Here is a 19156-nt window from a genome sequence, read left to right on the forward strand (position 1 = left end):
TGTATTCTCTGCCAATACTAAACACAAAGTTGAGGAAGATCATGGAAAAAATCCCTTTTCAAATCGTGCAAGACTCTATCGATAAAATTTGCGGGATCGCGGAGGAAACTGAATTAGAAAAGGCCTCTGAACATCTTTTTGAGGTTCAACCAGATCTTGGCGGATTCTTTATGGAGTTTATTGAAGATATGAGCGAAGGCGCTCAAGATCTTGGCTTCATGATGGCTTTAATCCTCAACAAGGCTTTTGAGGACAAATACAAAGCCATCCGCCCGATGACTGAAGATGAAGTTGTCACTCGCTTTGAACAAAGCGAAGCTGAGTTCGAAAAGTATTTGAATATGAGCGACGATATGATCGTCGAGCTTCAAGAAAAAGAAAGCGGCGATGGCCAGCCTGAGATCTTGAACTACATGTTGGAAGAACTTTTCATGTCTCCGGACTTGGAGCCTGCTTTGGATGCCAATGAACAAATTCATTTGTTCATCATCTGCAAGTTCTTCGTTGATTGCCTCAACGAACTTGCAAAAGAAGCTTCTCCAGAAGTTATTCGTCACTAAATTTTGATACAAAAAAAGCCCAGTCTCGGTGAAGAGGCTGGGCTTTTTTTTTTATTTTTAAATCTTTAGTCCTAAAACACGACCGATTACTGTTCGATAACTTCACATTGGAAGTTGCCAACGTGAACTCTTTCGCCAAGACCCCACCAGAAAAGTTTCGCAGAGTGGTCTTTCACGCTCACTACGAATTCGTACTCATAAGAAGCTTCAACCCAGAAATCGTAACGAACGAGAGTTGCTGTTGCAGCACCAGCTTCCATTGCCAAAGCAGGACCTTTTGCATCGCGGGTATTCAAAAGAAGATCCCCAACTTGCAATGACCATTGCTTCAAACCTTGTCTGAAAATGATGTTTGGATTTTTGTCGATATTTGTATCTTCAGGACGTTCTGAATTGCGAGACAAAGCCGTCGCCGTACAATCAAAAACTCTTTCATCAGCGAAAGAAATTGCAGAGAAAAGCATCACTAACGTGAACACAACTGATTTCATGGTTTCATCCTTTTGTTTAATGGGCATGACCTAACGTGATTAGGAGGAAATGCCAAGGGGCTTTGAATTTTTTTTGGAATTTTTTTGCTTTTTCTCACTGTTGGTTAACAAATGTAAATGTGTATCTCCTCCAGAAAGCCTCATACCCGTTGCTTTAAGCTACATTCAAATTGAATCTGAGAGACATGGAATCAGCGCCAACGGGTCTTACTAGAACTCTGATCGCAACTTTCTTAATCGCCATCTTGGCTGCGGGCTGCATCTGGGTATTAAGCCCCTTTATTGCCGCGATTGTTTGGGCCGCGATGATTGTTGTTGCGACCTGGCCCCTATTACTTTCAGTGCAGCGCCATGTTGGCAACAGCCGCAAACTGGCCGTGACTTGCATGGTTGCCGCGATGGCATTGATTGTACTTCTTCCCTTAACCCTAGCAGTCTACGCGCTTCTTTCCCGTGCCGATGAAGCGATCACTTGGGCCAGAAATCTTGAAAGCTTTACGCTGCCGCCAGCTCCCGAATGGCTACTTAAAGCACCAGTTTTGGGTTCTAGAATTTCAGAAAAATGGAATACCATTGCGGCCGAGGGTTCGGGAAGTTTGGCAAAGTATCTTCAACCTTACGCTAGAAGTGCTGCCTCTTGGATTGTAGGCGCAGCCCAAAGCACAGGCCTGTTATTCGTCCACCTTATACTGACGATTGCCTTGGTGGGGATTTTTTATGCTACCGGAGAAAAAGTTGCCCGTTCTTTGATTCTTTTCTGCCGTCGTATCGCCGGAGATCGCGGAGAGTCTTCAGTCATTTTAGCCGGACAATCGATCAAAGCCGTCGCACTGGGAATCGTCGTCACAGCGTTGGTTCAATCCATCTTGGGTGGACTTGGAGTGTGGCTCGCGGGCATTCCCTTTACCGGAGTCCTTGTTGCTTTGATGTTTATATTTTGTATCGCCCAACTCGGCCCCACCATTCCTATGCTGATTGGGGTCGCTTGGATGTACACCCACGATAAATCTTCTGCAGGCACAGCCTTACTTGTATGGACGCTCGCCGTGGGCCTACTTGATAATTTCCTAAGACCTTTGCTGATCAAAAGAGGAGCTGACCTGCCATTGCTACTGATTTTAGCGGGGGTTATTGGAGGTCTTTTAAGTTTTGGTGTTGTCGGACTTTTCATTGGCCCCGTGTTTCTTGCAGTCACCTATCGCTTGTTGCAAGCTTGGGTGTTAGAAACCGAGACCTTTGAAACGAGCGCTGAAATTCCTTCTGACAAAATCTCGCCGAATACATCAACTTTGTCGAGCGCCCCCATGCCGCAGGAATTCTTGGATCACTGAGAGTTCTTTTCTAACTACAACAGCGCATCCAAACTCAAAACGAGACTGCGTGCTTCCCCCGGGTAGAGGTAAATATGTCCGTATTGGGTGGGTGATTCTCTCCAATAACGTTGGTCCGCAAGATTTTCCACAGAGAAACGAATGGTGGTTTTCTTTCCAATCAACCCTGCCTGTGAATAGGAAAGTCCCGCATCGAAACGAGTCCAAGCTGGAATCATGATGCTGTTATCAGAGACCACCGCACGCTCCCCTTCGTGAACCATACGTGAATTGATGTTCAATCCAGAAACACCTGGAACTTGATAATTTACATTCAAACGCAAAGCATTGGTCGGAACATTCACTGGCATATGTCCATTCACAGCTGAATTTAAACTGCTCCCCTGACGAGTTGCCTGAAGGCCCATCAACGAAGTGCCCACTTCCCAACGCCCCAGCGCCATCGCACTTTGCACTTCAATACCGCGATGTTCATCTTCACCATCGACTTGATAGTTGGGCTTTTGATCTTCGACGACGGGACGTTGAATTCTAAAGGCCGCAACACTCCATGAAATCAGCTCACCACCACGCAGGCCGATTTCGATTTGCTTGCTTCTGACATCATCAAGATATTGTCCGCGGTTGGTGTAACCGCTCTTGTTTGGTGTCACGAAAGATTCCAAGCCCTCTCCTGCGCTGATATAAGCCATGCACTTTTCAAAATCATAAGACAATGCCGCCCACGGAATTGGGAAGGTTTGCGTATAACTCGTCGGACGTGATCCATCTGTGCGCACACTGCTGCGATCAATATAAGTGTAGCGCACACCCAACCATGCTCTCCAGCGCTCAAATTGCATAGAATCAGTGATAAAAAGTTCCGCACTTCCCGCATCACGATTGGTTGCCTCATCATTTTGCGCAGGATTCGCCGTTCCCACTCCTGTGCCTTGAACATTACCAACACCGGCATAGTTGTATGCCTGCCTCTGATATCTTTCCTTCATGGCACTTCCTAGAACGCCGATATTTAAGTCATGGCGAACGGCTGCGGTATTCACTTGGCCTTGCAGATTCAATTTCACGGCCTGAGTCACACGACTTTCATTTTCACTGCGATAATCGTACATATCGAAGGTTCCGTCAGAGCAGAAACGATCGTAGGCATTATCCTTGGTACAACCGTAAGCATAGGCCAATCGATCATCCGTGCTCAAAGACTGAACTCCAGCGATGATGGACCAACTCCACGGTGCACTGATAACTTGCGTAAAGCGCAGTGTGCTCGTCAAGCCAGAGAACACCACCGGTTGAGACCAGGCTTGATTGTTTAAATTTAAATTGGGATCAACGGGGTCCGGCAACTTTGTTCCCAAAAGACTGAACCCCGATTGACTCGGTTGCGAGCGACGCGACCATTCGACCTCTGCTTCAACCAAGGATTCTTTTGGCAAGCGCCAGTCACCGGCTAAACTCACCAGCGAGCGTGAGCCCTCCGCATTCTTAAGATGAGGATCTAACTTTTCTTGCGCCAGATTCAAACGATAACCGAACTGATCTGCATCTTTCATTTGCGCAGCAACATCAGCAGCAACCAAAGCATCACCACTGTCGGTGAATTCGGTATGAATATCTTGGATATTTTTCCCAGTAGGTCTTTTGACCACGTAATTCACAAGCCCACCGGGAGCGCTGGCACCCGCCTGCACTCCACTCAGCCCTTTCAAGATTTCAATATTCGACTTGTTGTCCAAAGGAATGTAGGACTCTGCACTTATCGGCAGACCTTCTCGGCGATAGTTGTTGCGATTGTCCAATGTGTATCCGCGAATATTGAGCATGTCCCAGTACCCGGTGGCATTATAGCTATCCGTCGTCGAGGCTTCCAACTTGGTGACATCAGCTAAACGTTGAATGTTGTTCTCTTGAATTTTCTTTTCAGAAACCTTCGTCGTCGAGATCGGAAGCTTCTTTGCCGGAAGCTCTGCAAAGCCAGTCAGGTCACTCGCGGCCTCCTGAGACTGTTCTTGAATCTCGACCTTATTCATCTGAATCGTTTGCACATTCAAATCAGATGGAGTTTCCGTCTGCGCGTATAAAGGCAGACTGAACAATGCAATCGTTAGTGTAAGATTTGAAACTACTGATTTAGCTGATTTGATTGACTTAACGGTGACTGTTTTTCTTTCCATGGCTTTCCTTTTTAGGGAAGCATGAAAAGTTTCGCGCGCCAGTCTTTCTGGGCCTTGATTCTTTACTTGCTTCCCTGCGCGAGAATTATCTCTTTCAGGTTCAAAGGGTTTTTCTCAGCCGCCCGATGGCAGCACCCCTAGCTCGGCTGGCTTTATCGTCGAATCAAAGTTCCCTGTCAAAAGCAAAAGGTGCCTGGCACCTTTTGCTTCACCCTGTGCGTCGCAAAAAGGTACGGCGTACCTTTCAGAATAAAAAAAGGCTGCCTTTTGAGCAGCCTTTTTTTATTTAAAGTGGAACTTTAGGAAATTAGATGAAGAGGTTGCGAACTCTTCGGATGTCGAGAATGAGGTCTTCAACAGCATCGTTGAGGTTGTTTATTTTTGAGTAAACTTGAGTCATGTCCTTTTCTTTGCGGACATGAGCTTTTAGTTCTTTCATGGCGTTTCTTGCGCCTTCGATTGAGAAACGATCGCGATGCAAAAGCTTTCTGATCAACAAGGCATTTTCGACATCTTTACGAGTGTACATGCGTTGGTTGTTAGAGGCTTTTTTCGGACGAAGAACGTCGAACTCTGTTTCCCAGTAGCGCAAAACGTATTGCTTGATACCTAGGATTTCAGCGACGTCGCCGATTTTGAATCCCATTTTGTTGGGAATCGCTTGGATCTCTTCCAATAGTTTTTCATCACACAGCATGGCTGGGATGGAAACAGAAGAGACTGCAACAACAGTAGCTTCTTCGGCTGTCTCCTCAATAAACTCAAGATGTTGATCACCCAAGCTGAGTTCTGAATTATCAAAACTCATTTGCTCTTCGACCACTTCTTGGGAAGCGTTGAGATCTGCCGTTTGTACTTCACCCAATGAATCCATCGCTGAATCCATTGAATTATTCATCATCACCGTAGTCATCGTCGTCGTCATCGTCATCATCCTTGAGATGGGCGTACTCTTCACCATTCAACATCGCCTTCAATACTTGAGACGGTCTGAAAGTGAGAACACGACGTGCAGAGATCTTAATTTGTTCACCAGTTTGTGGGTTACGTCCGATACGTTCGTTTTTTCCGCGAACGACGAAGTTACCAAAACCAGAAATCTTAACCTTTTCACCGTTTTGCAAAACAGTCTTCAAGGTATCGAAACAAAGTTCAACCAGCTCTGAAGCTTCTTTCTTCGAGAATCCGATTTTTTGATATACGTTCTCGACGATATCGGCCTTCGTCACAGTTGATTTACCTAAGTTTTGGCCAGCCATTGTGATCCTTCACCTTTTCTTTTTGCAATAAGCAGCTGATATTCAGTCTAAAACAGCGTCTTAAAACCCAACATTTGCGTGCTTACTTACCTTAAGCCTAGCAAGCATTTGAAAACAATCAAGAATTTATCTCACAGAAAGATCAAAATTCTTCTTCAAGCTTTCAAGTACCTTCGTAGAAACCTCATTAATTTGATTTTCTTGCAGTGTGGCATTCTTATCTTGAAGCCACAAACGGATCGCAACGGATTTCTTACCCGCTTCCATTTTGTCGCCTTCATAAAGATCGAAAACTTCCACATTCACAAGCAAACCAGCGGCGGCTTTTCGAATATCTTTCAAAACATCGCCGACTTTCAAAGATTTATCCATTTGGAAGGCGAAATCGCGCTCAACCACCGGGAACTTCGAAATGCTTGAGATACGATATGGACGAGGTTGACCCTTATACAACTGATCAAGATCGAATTCGCCGATCGCTGCTGGAACTCTGATTTTATTTTCATCCAAAAGAACTGGATGAAGAGTTCCAATGAAGCCCACTTTCTTCCCTTCAACCATCAGTTGAGCATATTGCCCTTGATGCATAAATGCAGGGACTTCTGTTTTGGGAGGAGTCACCCACGTATAAGAAGAAATATTCAAGGATTTCATCAAAGCTTCAACTGTAGCTTTAAGTTCAAACACGATTGGATAGTCCAAAGACTTATTCCAAAGGTTGTCTGACTTGCCCCAAAGAGCAAAGCCCATATGACTGCTTTCACCATAACTGCCGTCTTCTTTTACGAAGAAGGTGCTGCCGATTTCAAACAAGCGGCCTTGCATATTACCGTAGTGGAAATTGGTGTTTAAGTTTCTGAAAAGGCCGAAACTCAAAGAAGATCTCATCACGTCCATCTCTTCATTGAGTGGATTCATAATGCGAATCTCTTTCTCGCTGATCGCGAAACCTGCAGATTTCAAAGCTGCGGAGGCCCCCAAGAAAGCTTTTTCGGCTTTAGAACCAACAAAGGCGAAGTTCACCGCTTGTTGGTAACCTTCCGCACGCACCAGTTCACTTGTGGATCTGTTCAACATGAAACCTTTGTCGTGATTTGACGGAGGCTTAATGAAAACCGGCAAAGTTTCAGGGATATGCTCGTAACCGTTAAGACGCGCATACTCTTCGACCAAGTCCATATCTTGTTCCAAGTCGAAACGGAATGTTGGAGGAAGAACGCTGTATGAACTTCCAGATTTTGCAATCTCACAACCCAAACGTTTCATGAAGTCTACAAACTTGTCTTCCAAGGCCTCATAGCCCAAACGATCTGAAACAGTTTGCACCGAGATCGTCACCGGAGATTTCTTAACAGGATTTGGATAGAAATCATGATGATCGCCATATGCTTCACCACCAGCCACTTCCAAGATCAAAGCCGTCGCACGGTTCAAACCACGCAAAGCCCCATCTGGATCCACACCGCGAGAAAATCTGTAAGCAGAATCCGTCGTGATACCATGAGCGCGTGAAGTTTTACGCGCACTTGCCGGAACGAAGTAAGCACTTTCCAAGAATAAATCGACAGTCGCATCACTGACGCCAGAGTTTTTACCACCAACAACACCCGCCAAACAGACCGGATGATTGGCATCACGGATTGTAAGCTCTTCGCCAGTAAGTTTGATTTCTGTGCCATCCAAAGTGATGAAGGCTTCACCCGCTGTCGCTCGATCGACCACAATCTTCTTGCCAGCAATGAAGCTAGCATCAAAAGCATGCAGAGGCTGGCCCAACTCCATCATCACGTAGTTTGTGACGTCGACGATGTTATTGATCGAATTCAAGCCAACACTTTCAATGCGATTCTTCAACCAGGCTGGACTTGGTCCGACTTTAACACCCTTAATAAATCGACCCGTGTAACGAGGGCAAAGGTCAAAAGCTTTTACATCAAGAGCAATTGCTGATTTTGAAGACTGAGAAGAAACTTTCGGCTCCGCTGCAGGAGCTTTCAAATCTTTACCAAGCAAACAAGCCACTTCGCGAGCCAAACCAAAATGACTTAAGCAATCCGCTCGGTTCGGAGTCACTTTCAATTCGAAAGTGATATCGTCATACCCACCGTACTCAGCGTAAGGTTTTCCAATGGGCGCATCCGCAGGCAAGATCTCAATACCATCAGATTCTTTCGCCAAGCCCAGCTCTTTCAAAGAGCAAAGCATGCCGGCTGAGTCCACGCCGCGAACGGCTGATTTTTTAATTGCAAAATTGCCTGGCAAAACTGCACCTGGCAAAGCCACGATCACACGGTCGCCCGCTTTGTGATTTTGTGCTCCGCAAACGATTTGATGAACAACATCGCCCGTAGAAACACGACACAAAGAAAGTTTGTCGGCATTTGGGTGTTTGTCTTTTTCTAGAATATGACCGATCACCACATGATTGAAATCTTTTGCAAGATTGGTGATCTCTTCCACTTCCAATCCCGCACGAGTCAAAGCCTCGCCCAGAACTTCCGGTTTAGAGAAGAACTCATTCACATCCACATAATCTTGGAGCCATTTTAAACTGATCTTCATTTTACAAACTGCCTTAAGAAACGAACGTCATTTTCAGGGAACAAACGAATGTCTTCGATACCGTATTTGATGATAGCCATACGCTCGACACCAAAACCGAAAGCAAAACCTTGATATTTTTGAGTGTCAATTTTGGCTGACTGGAACACTTTCGGATTCACCAGACCGCAACCGCCGATTTCAATCCAACCCGAGTGTTTGCACAGACTGCAGCCTTTGCCTTTACAAATTGGGCAAGAGCAATCCACTTCTGCAGAAGGCTCTGTGAAAGGGAAGAAACTTGGACGGAAACGAGTTTTCAAGCCCGGTCCGAAGTATTCGCGTACAAAGAAACTAATCGTCCCTTTTAGATCCGCCATCGAAACTTTTTCATCGACACACAAAGCTTCAATTTGGTGGAAATTCGGCAAATGCGAAATATCCGAGTCACAACGGAATACCGGGCCTGTTCCTATCACACGCAAAGGAAGCTCTTCAGTTTCCAATGAGTGAATTTGGATTGGCGAAGTATGCGTTCTAAGCACGTGAGTCTTGTCGACGAAGAATGTATCCTGCATATCGCGCGCAGGATGATCTGCAGGGATATTCAAGGCTTCAAAGTTATAATAATCTTTCTCTATGAGTGGACCCGTTCGCACGCTGTAACCAAGACGTGACATCACTCCGAAAATTTCCTCCACAACCATATTCACAGGATGCTGTGAACCTTTGTTGCGAGTGAATCCCGGCAAAGTCATATCCAACTCTTCCGCCGACATCTTGGCAGAGATTTCGGATTTTTTCAGAGCCTCTTCGATTTCAGCGTAAGCTGTCTCTAGAAGCTGCTTCACTTCATTCACTTTTTTACCAAAAAGAGGCTTTTCCTCTTTTGGCAAAGAAGCCATTTCCTTCATGATCTCGGTCAGAGAACCGTTTTTACCAAGGTACTGGACCTTGAGGTCGTAAAGGTCCTTGGTGCTTTTATTAGAGCTTAGAGCTTCTTTGAAAGCGGCTAAGGCAGCGTCTTTGATGGATTCTAGTTTTTGCGTCGACATAGGGGACCATATTGGCTTGAAAATACTGCCTTTTCAAGGACTTGAGCTTTTTCACACAGTGCAAAAAAGGCTTGAGCTTTGGGGCCTTTAACCCTATCTTCCCCCGTCCATGGCTCATAAGAATCAAAACAACTACAGTCCCTATAAAGCCCGCCAAGAAGAACGTAAAAAATCTTTGGAAAAAAGCGGCAAAAAAGACGGAAAAGCAGCTCCTACAGCTGTCAGTTCCAATCAGGGGCGCCATAAGAAGCCTGAAACGATCTACGAGGTCCATGAAGCCAACGATCGCCTTTACGATATCTTCCGCAATCACAGCTTTGATATGGTCAGCCATGAACAACGCTTAAAACTTGCGCATTTCTATCGCCTCTTGATGCTCAATCAAGAGAAGGAAAACTTCACACGCCTCTTGAAGCTCAAAGATATCGCGATCAAGCATTTCATCGATAGCATCATCATTTTGAAGTACACCAAGCTGCAATTCCCGCTGATTGACGTCGGTACGGGACCTGGCTTCCCTGGCATCCCTTTGAAAATCATGTTCCCAGAGGAAAAAATTCTTTTGGGAGAGGGCGTCCAACGCCGAGTCGAGTTCCTAAAACATGTGCGTTCAGAGATGAACCTCAAAAATCTGGACATCGTGGGTCGCAACATCAATAAAAACTTCGTCTATCCAGTGAATGGCGTGATTACTCGCGCTGTCGAAGATATCGGTAACACTCTGGGCAATGTTATCAGCTGCTTACAACTTGGCGGCCGCGTTTATTTTATGAAGGGCCCTGGTGTAGATCCTGAGATCGAAATGGCCAAGAAAAACTGGTCTGAGTACTACAAACTCGTCGAAAATATTGCCTATTCTTTACCTGAAACTCCCCATGACCGCCGTTTGGTGATCTATGAAAAGATCAAACACATGGAATTGCCGACTGAGGACGAAGGCGAGGATCTGTTGCTGGAAGAGCTTTCCGGCGAGGAAAAGCGCCGCTGGGCTCACTACAAGTAGTGCGAGATTTTTTTGGTATAAAATTTAGTAAGAGATTTTAAGATATTGACTCAACTCTGGGGCGGGGCTATCACTGCCCCCTCGATGAAGCAGACGACAAACCACCTCATTAAAATAGCCCAGCTTGAGTACCAAAAAGGGCACTTTATGGAGGCGTCTGTTTCTGCCAAAACAGCAGCTCAGGACAGTCTTTCACAAAAAAACTTCTCCGATTGGCTTGAGGCCGCCCGCATCCTTTTGCTGGCAAATAACGAACTCGACAGCTTGCTCGAGTTCGAAGCTCTTTTGACTCCCCTCCAGCAATTTGAAAAAGACAGCGAAGGCCCCACTAAAGCCTCTGCTCAATACTTGCTGGCTCACTATCTGTTAATCAAGAATTCTCCAGAGGCCGAAACGGCCATCGCGAACTCCATCTCGACGGGCGCCAGCACGCAAAATCTCGAGTGCCTTGCCCGATCATTAGCCTTGGCTTCCTTCTTCTATGCCCGCGAAGCAAATAAGAACCTAGCCAAGTCTGTCGAGTATCTCGACAAACTTGATATCATGATTCAAGAGCTTTCTCTTTACGATCTAAGCATCACTTCTTTGATCTATCGCTCTTTCATCAATGGGGAACGCAATCAGTTTGAACGCGCGCAAGAATTGATCTGGCAAGCCTACGAGAAAGCCCAGCACCATGGCCACCAATTGGCCCTGCCGACGATCTTGGCCCAGATTGCCCGACTGCAAAAACAGCAAAACCGCAACGACCTGTTCCAGATGTATTCTGAATTGGCTTTACGTGGAGTGAGCGCCCAAAGACACCCTCGTCTTTACCGCCAGATTTCTGAATTCTGCAGCTACTATTCTGGCAAACCAGTCAGCGCCTTCGACTTCGTTCTCGATGAGTCACAAAGCCTGCTCAGAGAGCGCGACAAAGGCTATATCGATTTCCGCAATCAACATATCTTGCTCGAGCTCGCGATCCTGTTCCTAAAAAATCCAGGCATGCGCTATAGCAAAGAAGATTTGATCGAGATCATTTGGAAGCAAGCTTATGATCCCGATATCCACGACAATTTGATTTACGTTTCTATCAAGCGTCTTCGCCTTTTGATGGAACCAAATTCAGAAAGTCCAAAATACATTTTGCGCGACCGTAAGGGTTACTACCTGAACGCGCAAACCCAGATTCAAGTTAAAACCCGTGAGGAACACAAAGTATGAAGCAACGTCCCTACTCCGGCAAAGCCGGAGTGCAAGCAGCCCTGACTGTCGTATTAGGCCTCTTCATTGCAACATCCGCTTGGGCACGTGGCCCCGTTGATCCTATTTCACCGCCATGGCCGGTAAGCATTTCAACAATGCCTCTGGAAATGGAAGACCTTCCGGGTGAATGGGTTGCTTACAGCCACAACACTATCTGGTTCATTCAAATTGAAATGAATGCGAACGGACGCGGCCTCGCGGCGATTCATATTCAATCCAACGCGGTTCGCACTCACAAAGTTGACGGTTGGCTGGCTTTCCATAAAAACTCTCTTGCCGGAGAAATTCTGTTTGATGGCCATGCCAGCAAGCAGATTATGATCTTCAGAGATTCTGAAGGAACCAAGCTTCGTATTTCTGCCCCAGGTGACAGATACTACGATCTTAAACTCTACAAAAGACACTAGAGGAACGCGGCCGTGATCGAGATCACTTCAAAAAGTAATGAGCATTTTAAACGCTGGAGTGATCTTTCATCTTCTCGTGGCATCAAGAAACACAATGAGTTTATTCTTATGGGAGAAAAACTCATTGAAGAATTCTTAGCCAATCCCAATTTTAAAGTAAAAGCTGAGATCGTTCACGAGGACCTGCGCTCGGTCACGCCGGTCTCTGCTGCCGCGAAATTTGGGCGCATCCCTGTCTACAAACTTCCTAAAGCCATGTTCAACGAGTTGGATGTTATTGGCACGCACTACAATCTTTTGGTTCTAGAACCCAAAGCCATTGAAACGCTTCCACAGACTCACACCATCCAAGGACTCGAGTTGGTTTGTCCGCTGGGGGACCCCAGCAATCTTGGCGCCTTGGCGCGTTCGGCCCTGGCATTTGGAGTTAGCAAACTTCTTCTTACCGAGGAAAGCTGTTCTCCTTATCATCCGAAGGCGATTAAGGCCTCCGCGGGAGCTCTTCTAAAGCTGCCACTTTATAAAGTCGGAAAAATTTCTGAATATATCGCTGGCAACGAAAACATCTGGGCCCTGGATATGAAGGGCGAAAATGTCGGCCGCTTCAAATGGCCGAAGAATCTACAACTGGTGATTGGCGAAGAAGGACCTGGCTTCAGTGGAATTAAAGGTCTACAAAGACTCTCTGTTCCCACTCAAGGGGTCGAGTCTTTGAATGCCACCGTCGCCGCTTCGATTGCTCTGTTTACTTATTCGAACTCTCAAGCATAATCTGTGGAACTGCGGGACGAAATTTTAAAATTAAAAAGCCCCGAACGCGCACTTGTCATGCAGCGTTTTTTTTAAGACCGGAAAAGACCAGTATGGCGAGGGCGATGTTTTTTACGGACTTTCAGTTCCACAATCCAGAAAACTCGCAAAAAAATACGCTTACCTGGCCTTTAAAGAGATCGCCCTGTACCTGAAGTCCGACATTCACGAAGAACGGCTGATTGGTCTGTTTATTTTGACCGAGCAGTTCAAATCTGCAGACGACAAGAGCAAGGCAAAGATCTTCAACTTTCTTTTAAAGAACATTAAAAGAATCAATAACTGGGACCTCGTAGATCAAGTAGCACCATCCATTTTCGGACCCTATCTTTACGACAAAGATCGTTCTCTTTTATATGATCTGGTACATTCCAAGAATCTCTGGGAACGCAGGATAGCAATCATGTCGACCTTTTACTTCCTTCGCCAACAGGACTTCAAGGATACGCTCAAAATTGCCAAATTACTCCTCCATGACGAACATGACCTCATTCATAAGGCTGTGGGTTGGATGCTCAGAGAGATCGGCAATCGAGACGTTAAAGTGGAAATGAAATTCCTAGATCAGCATGCGTCAAAAATGCCTCGAACCATGCTTCGCTACGCCATTGAAAAGTTCCCCGCAAAGCAACGCGAACACTATCTGAAACTCAAGATTCGTTAATTCCTACTCCGGCGAAGCCGGAGTGCAAACTAGCCAAAATCAGGTTTGCCATTTGAAAATGGCAGGCATAGCATTTCAGTATGGAACTTTGCCTCAAAGCGATTCGAACACCCTATTTTCAGGTCTCAGAATTTAAGCTTTCCCCTGGACAGCGGGTACTTCTCAAAGGCCCCAGTGGTACTGGAAAGACAACCTTTCTGCATTTGCTTGCGGGGCTTTACCGTCCTCAAGAAGGCGAAGTTCAGTGGGATGACCAACCTCTCTCCAAACTCTCTGAAAGCCATATCAGTCATTTGCGCCGTCATAAAATGGGCCTGGTTTTTCAAAATTTAAACCTTTTAAGCTACCTTACTGCCGAAGAAAACATTGAGCTCTCAGGTGCCAGCAAAGAATCCGCTAAAGGGCTCTTAAGGCAAGTTGGCCTGCAGGAAAAGTTCAACCGTCGCACCCAACAACTAAGCCTGGGTGAACAACAGCGAGTTGCGGTGGCGCGAGTTCTGGCACAAAATCCAGAAGTGATCCTGGCGGATGAACCAACCTCCAGTCTGGACGACACCAATGCCGAGCAAGTTATGAATCTGCTGCTAGGAAAATCTGGAACACAAAGCTTAATCATGGTCAGTCATGATCATCGGATTGAAAAGTTCTTCGATAAAATTCTTTCTGTTCAGGAAATTTTGCGATGAATCCTTTTCGACTCTCCTACCTCTATTTGCGTAGACATCTTTTCACCACCACGGTCACCATCCTGGCTTTGGCCCTCGCCATTGCTTCAGTCACTCTTCTGCTGAAGCTGGAAATCCTGTCGCATTCAAGATTTGATACTCTCGCAGATCAGGGTGATGCTTTGGTAGGTGCAAAATCCGGCGGCATCGAAATTCTTTTAGGTGCACTCAATTTTGAGGGGGAAGTTCCGGCCTACCTTCCACAAAATCTTTATGAAACTCTCAAAGCAAAAAAAGACATTCAATTCGAAGATAAGGCAAACTATAAGGAAGCTTTCACGATCTCGCATATCACCCCGCTCCTTGTCTTCGGAACCTATAAGTCTTTTAAAATGATGGGCACGGATGAAAGCCTTCTGTCTTTCAAGGAAAGCCCGACAGCACCAAAAATCAGCGAAGGAACTTTTCCCACCGCCCTGAACGAAATTCTGCTTGGTGCGGACGTCGCCAAGTCAGAGTCTTTGAAAATCGGCGATAGTATTTATGTTCACGCAAAGATTCATAGTTCTAGTTACGAAAGTTCCGCCTTCCCTTTAAAAGTCGTGGGCCTGCTTCAAGCCACTGGTAAAACCTGGGATCGTGGAATCTTCTCGAACCTAATGACTGCGCAAAATGCAGTACTCAAGACTCCCGGTTATCAGACTATTTGGGGATCACATATTCTGAGTTACTTTATATTGAATATTCAACCCGGCGGGGAAGAGGCTCTTGCTACACTTATCAATCAAAGAACTGTCTCCCAGTTGGTATTTGTGGATAAAGAAAAACAACATCTTCAAGAACTCACCGGTCAAAGTCAGACCTTGCAACTTCTGATTGTCGGCACTCTTCTTTTGCTTTCAACACTGACGGTCCTTGCGGTCTTTTTTACGCGCATGGAAGCACGCTCCTTGGAACTGGCTGTACTGCGCGCTTTAGGATACGCCCGGGCAGAATTAACTCAGCTGCTTTTGATTGAAGGTCTTTGGATGGGACTGGTTTCAATTCTGGTGGCTGCCATTTTTGAGGCGGCCATCAGTCCTCTTATTCTTGCGACTGCTGGCGCACAACTTCCCCAAAGCACAGCAACAAATTGGCCTTGGTGGATCATTCTTGTCACAGGTCTTCTGGCCTTGGTGGCAATCGCCATTGCCAGCCTTCCGCCTTTATGGAGACTCTACCGCCAAGATGTGCATACAGCATTGAGAAACATTTCCTAACAGAGATGTAAACTGACTCCACGTGACAGTGTTTGCAAAACTGTAAATAGATGGAGAGCACTCATGTCCTTTAAAATCCTGGTCGTGGATGACGAGAAAGACTTACGAGATCTGATTTGCTATTTCTTGAAGCGTGAAAACTTCACTGTTGAAACTGCTGAAAATGGCAAAGACGCTTTCAATAAGATCAAAGAAGGCCGGCCTGATCTTGTTATCAGTGACATTCGCATGCCCGACTGGGACGGCTTTGAACTATTGAGCAATGTCTCTCGCCTGGAAAATCAATTCGTTCCCGTTTTATTTATCTCAGGGTACGTCGGTGGAGATGAGGCCGAACTCAAGAAAAATCCTCATTGCATGGGGTTTATCTCAAAACCAATTAGCAAAACAAAGCTCATCGAAATCGTAAAGGAAGCTCAAGCAAAGCAAACGATCTCCCCGCTAAACTGGCAGCCTGATCACGAATGATGTGTGCGGATGATGGGGGTCGATATACATCTGTCCCTTATGCGCCTCGATAAGACCACGCGAGATACTTAAACCTAATCCCGTGCCTTTTCCCACTTCCTTGGTGGTAAAAAAAGGTCGAAAAATTTCGGCCTGAATTTCATCAGGAATCCCAGGACCACTGTCGGTGATACGGATTTCCACTTCCCCACTGATCATTCTGACCTCCATAGAGACCCACCGTTCGGGAAGCTCGCGAATGGCCTCAAAAGAATTATTCAGAAGATTCAGCAACACCTGCGAAATCTGCACGGGACGACAATGCAAAGAGATCTCTGGGAAGGGATTCGGCAACCGCAAATCGACGTTATTGAGTTTAAATTTCTCAATACAAAGTGCCAAAGTGTTTTCCACAATGGTTTGGACTTTTGTTTCCTCTATAGGATCTTTGGCACCGTCACGAGCAAAAGATCGCAAGCCTCTGACGATGGTCGCGATTCGATTGGTCGTCTCCTGAACTTTTTTAACCGACGCCTGCAGCTCTTTAACATCCAAAGATGTGTCATTTAGAATATCCAATTGCTGTTCCGTCGACAATAAAATCACATTGAGCGGCGTATTGATCTCATGAGCGATCCCCCCTGCCATTTCTCCCAAAGAGGCCAACTTCGCGGCGTACTCGGCCCGCGACTTTTGATTGAGGAGCTCTTCTTGTGTGCTCTCGAGTTTTTTAACCGCCATGGTTAAATTTGCCTTTTCAACGTTCAAGGCCTCTTCCGTTTCATAGCGGTAAGCCATATTAAGATAAAACTGTTTTGAATTTCCATAGATATACACGACGAAGATAAATATCAACAAAGTCCATATTCTATAGGGAAGCTCCCCAATGTGCTCTGAAAAAGCTAAAACAGTTCCGGGGACAATCCCAACCATGATTAAAAAATAGCTTTGAATACGCGGATTCAAAGCTATTGATGTCGTGGACGCAGACATGATCGCGCTGATCAGGAATGATGTGAAAAATATCTTTGCATCTGAATTTTGAGAGTCATAAAAACCTAAACTGAACAGCACCCCCAAAAATGTCGTGCTCACTATAATTGACAGCATATGGAGTCGCCCCCACTTCTCCAAACCAGATCGCCCCAATTTCACAATCTTGCGAGCAAAAACAAAGCGGGCACTGACTGCAATCAATGCAATCACCACTGAAAGCTGATGAACCCCGATCAGTTGTGGACTGGTGACTATCGGCCAAAAAATCAAAACTATATAGGCCAGGGCGAAGGCCACTGACGCTTGAACGCTTCGCCGACACAGATCCAGGTTAAGACTGTCTAAAACTGTTTGAGTTCGTTTCCTCATTTATAAAACTCGATTCTCATCAGTCCGACTAATTCGCTCTGACGCTCCTTCTTCTACAACCAGATCTTTAATCAGTGTTTTAATATCTGCCTCTAACAAGGTCTCCTTCTCCAACAAAAGTTGCGCCCCTTTTTCTAAAATCCCCCGATTCGCCTCCAAAATTTTCCGGGTCTTTGTAGTTGCTTCCTCAATCACTCGTTTAATTTCAGAGTCAATCAACTTAGCACTCTCCTCACTGCGATCCCGATGAGTCACATTTGGGAATGAACCTTCCAGAAAAGTCGCTCCTTGTTGTTCAAAGATGACATTACCGACACTTCGGCTCATCCCGTATTTTGTAACCAAAGCTTCTGCGATATTTGTCACTTTCACCAAGTCATCAGCCGCTCCGGTCGAGATCTCATCAAAAATCAAACTTTCGGCGACTCGTCCTCCCATCAACACGGCCATCTTGTTTTGCAACTCTTTTTGGGTCATCAAATAGCGATCTTCCAAAGGTCGTTGGATGGTATAACCCAAGGACCCAATCCCTCGGGGAATGATGGAAACTTTTTGAACTTTATCCATATCCGGCAAGGCACAGGCAACCAAGGTGTGTCCCATTTCATGAAAGGCGACAATTCTGCGCTCCTTAGGGTTAAGAAGTTTATTTTTCTTTTCCAGACCGGCGACGATTCTTTCCATCGCCATCACAAAATCTTCTTCTTCAACCGCATTCGATTTTCTTCGGGTTGCTATCAAAGCCGCTTCATTGACGAGGTTCGCAAGATCCGCACCGGTAAAACCCGGCGTGAGACTTGCGATATGTTCCAAATTGACTGACTCGTGAATTTTAATTTTCTTTAAGTGCACTTTTAGAATGGCTTCACGTCCCGCTTTATCGGGTCGATCCACTAATACTTGACGATCAAAACGTCCCGATCGCAGCAAGGCCGGATCCAGGACTTCAGGGCGATTTGTCGCTCCTAACAGGACCACTCCAGACTTTGTATCAAACCCATCCAACTCGGCCAGCAGTTGATTCAAAGTTTGTTCTTTCTCATCATGGCCGCCAGACAGCATTCCTGGGGCACGCACTTTTCCCAGCGCATCCAACTCATCAATAAAGATGATACAAGGTGCTTGCTTACGGGCTTGTTCGAAAAGATCCCGAACGCGAGCCGCACCGACCCCGACAAACAATTCGACAAATTCCGATCCGCTAATCGAGAAAAACGGCACCTTCGCTTCCCCCGCCACGGCTTTTGCCAACATGGTTTTACCCGTTCCCGGAGGTCCAATCAGAAGAATCCCCTTGGGCATGCGCGCACCCAAACGTTCATAATCGAAGGGATTCTTTAGAAACTCCACAACCTCCCGCAGCTCTGCTTTCGCCTCATCGACACCTGCTACATCATCAAAGGTGGTTTTCACTTCTGTTTCGACATAAAGTTTTGCCCGGCTTTTACCAACACTCATCAAACCACCAACGCCTCCTCCGCGCTCCATGATTCGCCGACTGACAAAGATCCAAAGCCCAATGAATATCAACGCCGGCAATGTCCAGGAAAGGATATCCCGGAAGAATGAACTTTCTATTTCACGCGAATAAGTGACACCGCTGCCCTCCAATGATTTTGCCAACTCGGGCTCCACTCGGACCGTGATAAACTGATTCTTCTTACTGGGCCGCGCTGACTTAAAATCACCGCGAATATACTTTTCAGTCAGAACAAGATTATCGACCTCATGGGACTTCACGAGGGTTTCAAACTCACTGTAGGGAATGGACTCGACCCGGGATGCTTGCATCCAAATGTTCTGCAAAAGGAACACTAGAAGGAACGCGAAAAACATCAATAGAACATTATATCTTCCGTCCTTAAACACAGTGCTGC

The 19156-nt window shown here is 46.0% G+C and carries 18 protein-coding genes and 1 riboswitch; of the genes, 10 read left to right on the plus strand and 8 right to left on the minus strand.

Annotated features, from left to right (window positions below; all coding sequences use genetic code 11):
* The first annotated feature begins 41 nt into the window (after nt 1-41).
* Nucleotides 42-560, plus strand: a complete 519-nt coding sequence (locus NWE73_RS13460; protein ID WP_277578859.1) for a hypothetical protein — start codon at nt 42-44, stop codon at nt 558-560.
* A gap of 86 nt (nt 561-646) precedes the next feature.
* Here the strand turns inward: NWE73_RS13460 and NWE73_RS13465 are convergent, their stop codons facing one another.
* Nucleotides 647-1051, minus strand: coding sequence for a hypothetical protein (locus NWE73_RS13465; protein WP_277578860.1), 405 nt, complete (start codon nt 1049-1051; stop codon nt 647-649).
* Nucleotides 1052-1236: 185 nt separating this feature from the next.
* Here NWE73_RS13465 and ydiK point away from each other — a divergent pair, with 185 nt between their 5' ends.
* The gene (gene ydiK, locus NWE73_RS13470) at nt 1237-2382 is read left to right on the plus strand and encodes an AI-2E family transporter YdiK (protein WP_277578861.1); all 1146 of its coding nucleotides are present in this window, start codon (nt 1237-1239) and stop codon (nt 2380-2382) included.
* 14 nt (nt 2383-2396) lie between these two features.
* Here ydiK and NWE73_RS13475 read toward each other — a convergent pair whose 3' ends face one another.
* The 5 genes from NWE73_RS13475 to pheS all read right to left on the minus strand — a co-directional run bounded on the left by NWE73_RS13475 (nt 2397) and on the right by pheS (nt 9411).
* On the minus strand, nt 2397-4556 hold the full coding sequence (locus NWE73_RS13475) for a TonB-dependent siderophore receptor (protein WP_277578862.1): 2160 nt from the start codon (nt 4554-4556) through the stop codon (nt 2397-2399).
* Between the two features lie 54 nt (nt 4557-4610).
* A riboswitch (TPP riboswitch) is annotated at nt 4611-4705 on the minus strand.
* A gap of 158 nt (nt 4706-4863) precedes the next feature.
* Nucleotides 4864-5481, minus strand: coding sequence for a MerR family transcriptional regulator (locus NWE73_RS13480; protein ID WP_277578863.1), 618 nt, complete (start codon nt 5479-5481; stop codon nt 4864-4866).
* The gene (locus NWE73_RS13485; protein WP_142698220.1) at nt 5447-5785 is read right to left on the minus strand and encodes an integration host factor subunit alpha; all 339 of its coding nucleotides are present in this window, start codon (nt 5783-5785) and stop codon (nt 5447-5449) included. The genes NWE73_RS13480 and NWE73_RS13485 overlap by 35 nt, the downstream gene beginning before the upstream one ends.
* Before the next feature lie 156 nt (nt 5786-5941).
* Nucleotides 5942-8377 (minus strand): phenylalanine--tRNA ligase subunit beta, encoded by a 2436-nt coding sequence (pheT, locus tag NWE73_RS13490; protein ID WP_277578864.1) that lies wholly within the window; start codon nt 8375-8377, stop codon nt 5942-5944.
* Nucleotides 8374-9411, minus strand: a complete 1038-nt coding sequence (gene pheS / locus NWE73_RS13495; protein ID WP_277578865.1) for a phenylalanine--tRNA ligase subunit alpha — start codon at nt 9409-9411, stop codon at nt 8374-8376. The genes pheT and pheS overlap by 4 nt, the downstream gene beginning before the upstream one ends.
* Before the next feature lie 109 nt (nt 9412-9520).
* Between pheS and rsmG the strand changes: the two genes are divergently transcribed.
* The 8 genes from rsmG (at nt 9521) to NWE73_RS13535 (ending at nt 15935) form a co-directional block, all read left to right on the plus strand.
* Nucleotides 9521-10414: a 16S rRNA (guanine(527)-N(7))-methyltransferase RsmG gene (rsmG, locus tag NWE73_RS13500; protein WP_277578866.1), complete on the plus strand. Its 894-nt coding sequence runs from the start codon at nt 9521-9523 to the stop codon at nt 10412-10414.
* A gap of 84 nt (nt 10415-10498) precedes the next feature.
* Nucleotides 10499-11620: a winged helix-turn-helix domain-containing protein gene (locus NWE73_RS13505; protein ID WP_277578867.1), complete on the plus strand. Its 1122-nt coding sequence runs from the start codon at nt 10499-10501 to the stop codon at nt 11618-11620.
* Nucleotides 11617-12069, plus strand: coding sequence for a hypothetical protein (locus NWE73_RS13510; protein ID WP_277578868.1), 453 nt, complete (start codon nt 11617-11619; stop codon nt 12067-12069). The genes NWE73_RS13505 and NWE73_RS13510 overlap by 4 nt, the downstream gene beginning before the upstream one ends.
* 12 nt (nt 12070-12081) lie before the next feature.
* A complete protein-coding gene (locus NWE73_RS13515) occupies nt 12082-12840 on the plus strand; it encodes a TrmH family RNA methyltransferase (RefSeq protein WP_277578869.1) in 759 nt (252 codons plus the stop codon).
* 52 nt (nt 12841-12892) lie between these two features.
* Complete coding sequence (locus NWE73_RS13520; protein ID WP_277578870.1) at nt 12893-13543, plus strand: DNA alkylation repair protein; 651 nt, start codon at nt 12893-12895, stop codon at nt 13541-13543.
* A gap of 80 nt (nt 13544-13623) precedes the next feature.
* The gene (locus NWE73_RS13525; RefSeq protein ID WP_277578871.1) at nt 13624-14229 is read left to right on the plus strand and encodes an ABC transporter ATP-binding protein; all 606 of its coding nucleotides are present in this window, start codon (nt 13624-13626) and stop codon (nt 14227-14229) included.
* The gene (locus tag NWE73_RS13530) at nt 14226-15467 is read left to right on the plus strand and encodes an ABC transporter permease (protein ID WP_277578872.1); all 1242 of its coding nucleotides are present in this window, start codon (nt 14226-14228) and stop codon (nt 15465-15467) included. The genes NWE73_RS13525 and NWE73_RS13530 overlap by 4 nt, the downstream gene beginning before the upstream one ends.
* A gap of 63 nt (nt 15468-15530) precedes the next feature.
* A complete protein-coding gene (locus tag NWE73_RS13535; protein ID WP_277578873.1) occupies nt 15531-15935 on the plus strand; it encodes a response regulator in 405 nt (134 codons plus the stop codon).
* On the opposite strand, the gene NWE73_RS13540 is transcribed toward NWE73_RS13535, so the two are convergent.
* Nucleotides 15909-17279: a sensor histidine kinase gene (locus tag NWE73_RS13540; RefSeq protein WP_277578874.1), complete on the minus strand. Its 1371-nt coding sequence runs from the start codon at nt 17277-17279 to the stop codon at nt 15909-15911. The two genes, NWE73_RS13535 and NWE73_RS13540, sit on opposite strands and share 27 nt — an antisense overlap.
* Nucleotides 17280-19148 carry an ATP-dependent zinc metalloprotease FtsH gene (gene ftsH / locus NWE73_RS13545; RefSeq protein WP_277578875.1) on the minus strand — a complete coding sequence of 623 codons (1869 nt, stop codon included), beginning with the start codon at nt 19146-19148 and terminating at the stop codon, nt 17280-17282.
* Nucleotides 19149-19156: the final 8 nt, after the last annotated feature.

This window comes from Bdellovibrio svalbardensis (genome assembly GCF_029531655.1).
Classification (GTDB): Bacteria; Bdellovibrionota; Bdellovibrionia; order Bdellovibrionales; family Bdellovibrionaceae; genus Bdellovibrio; species Bdellovibrio svalbardensis.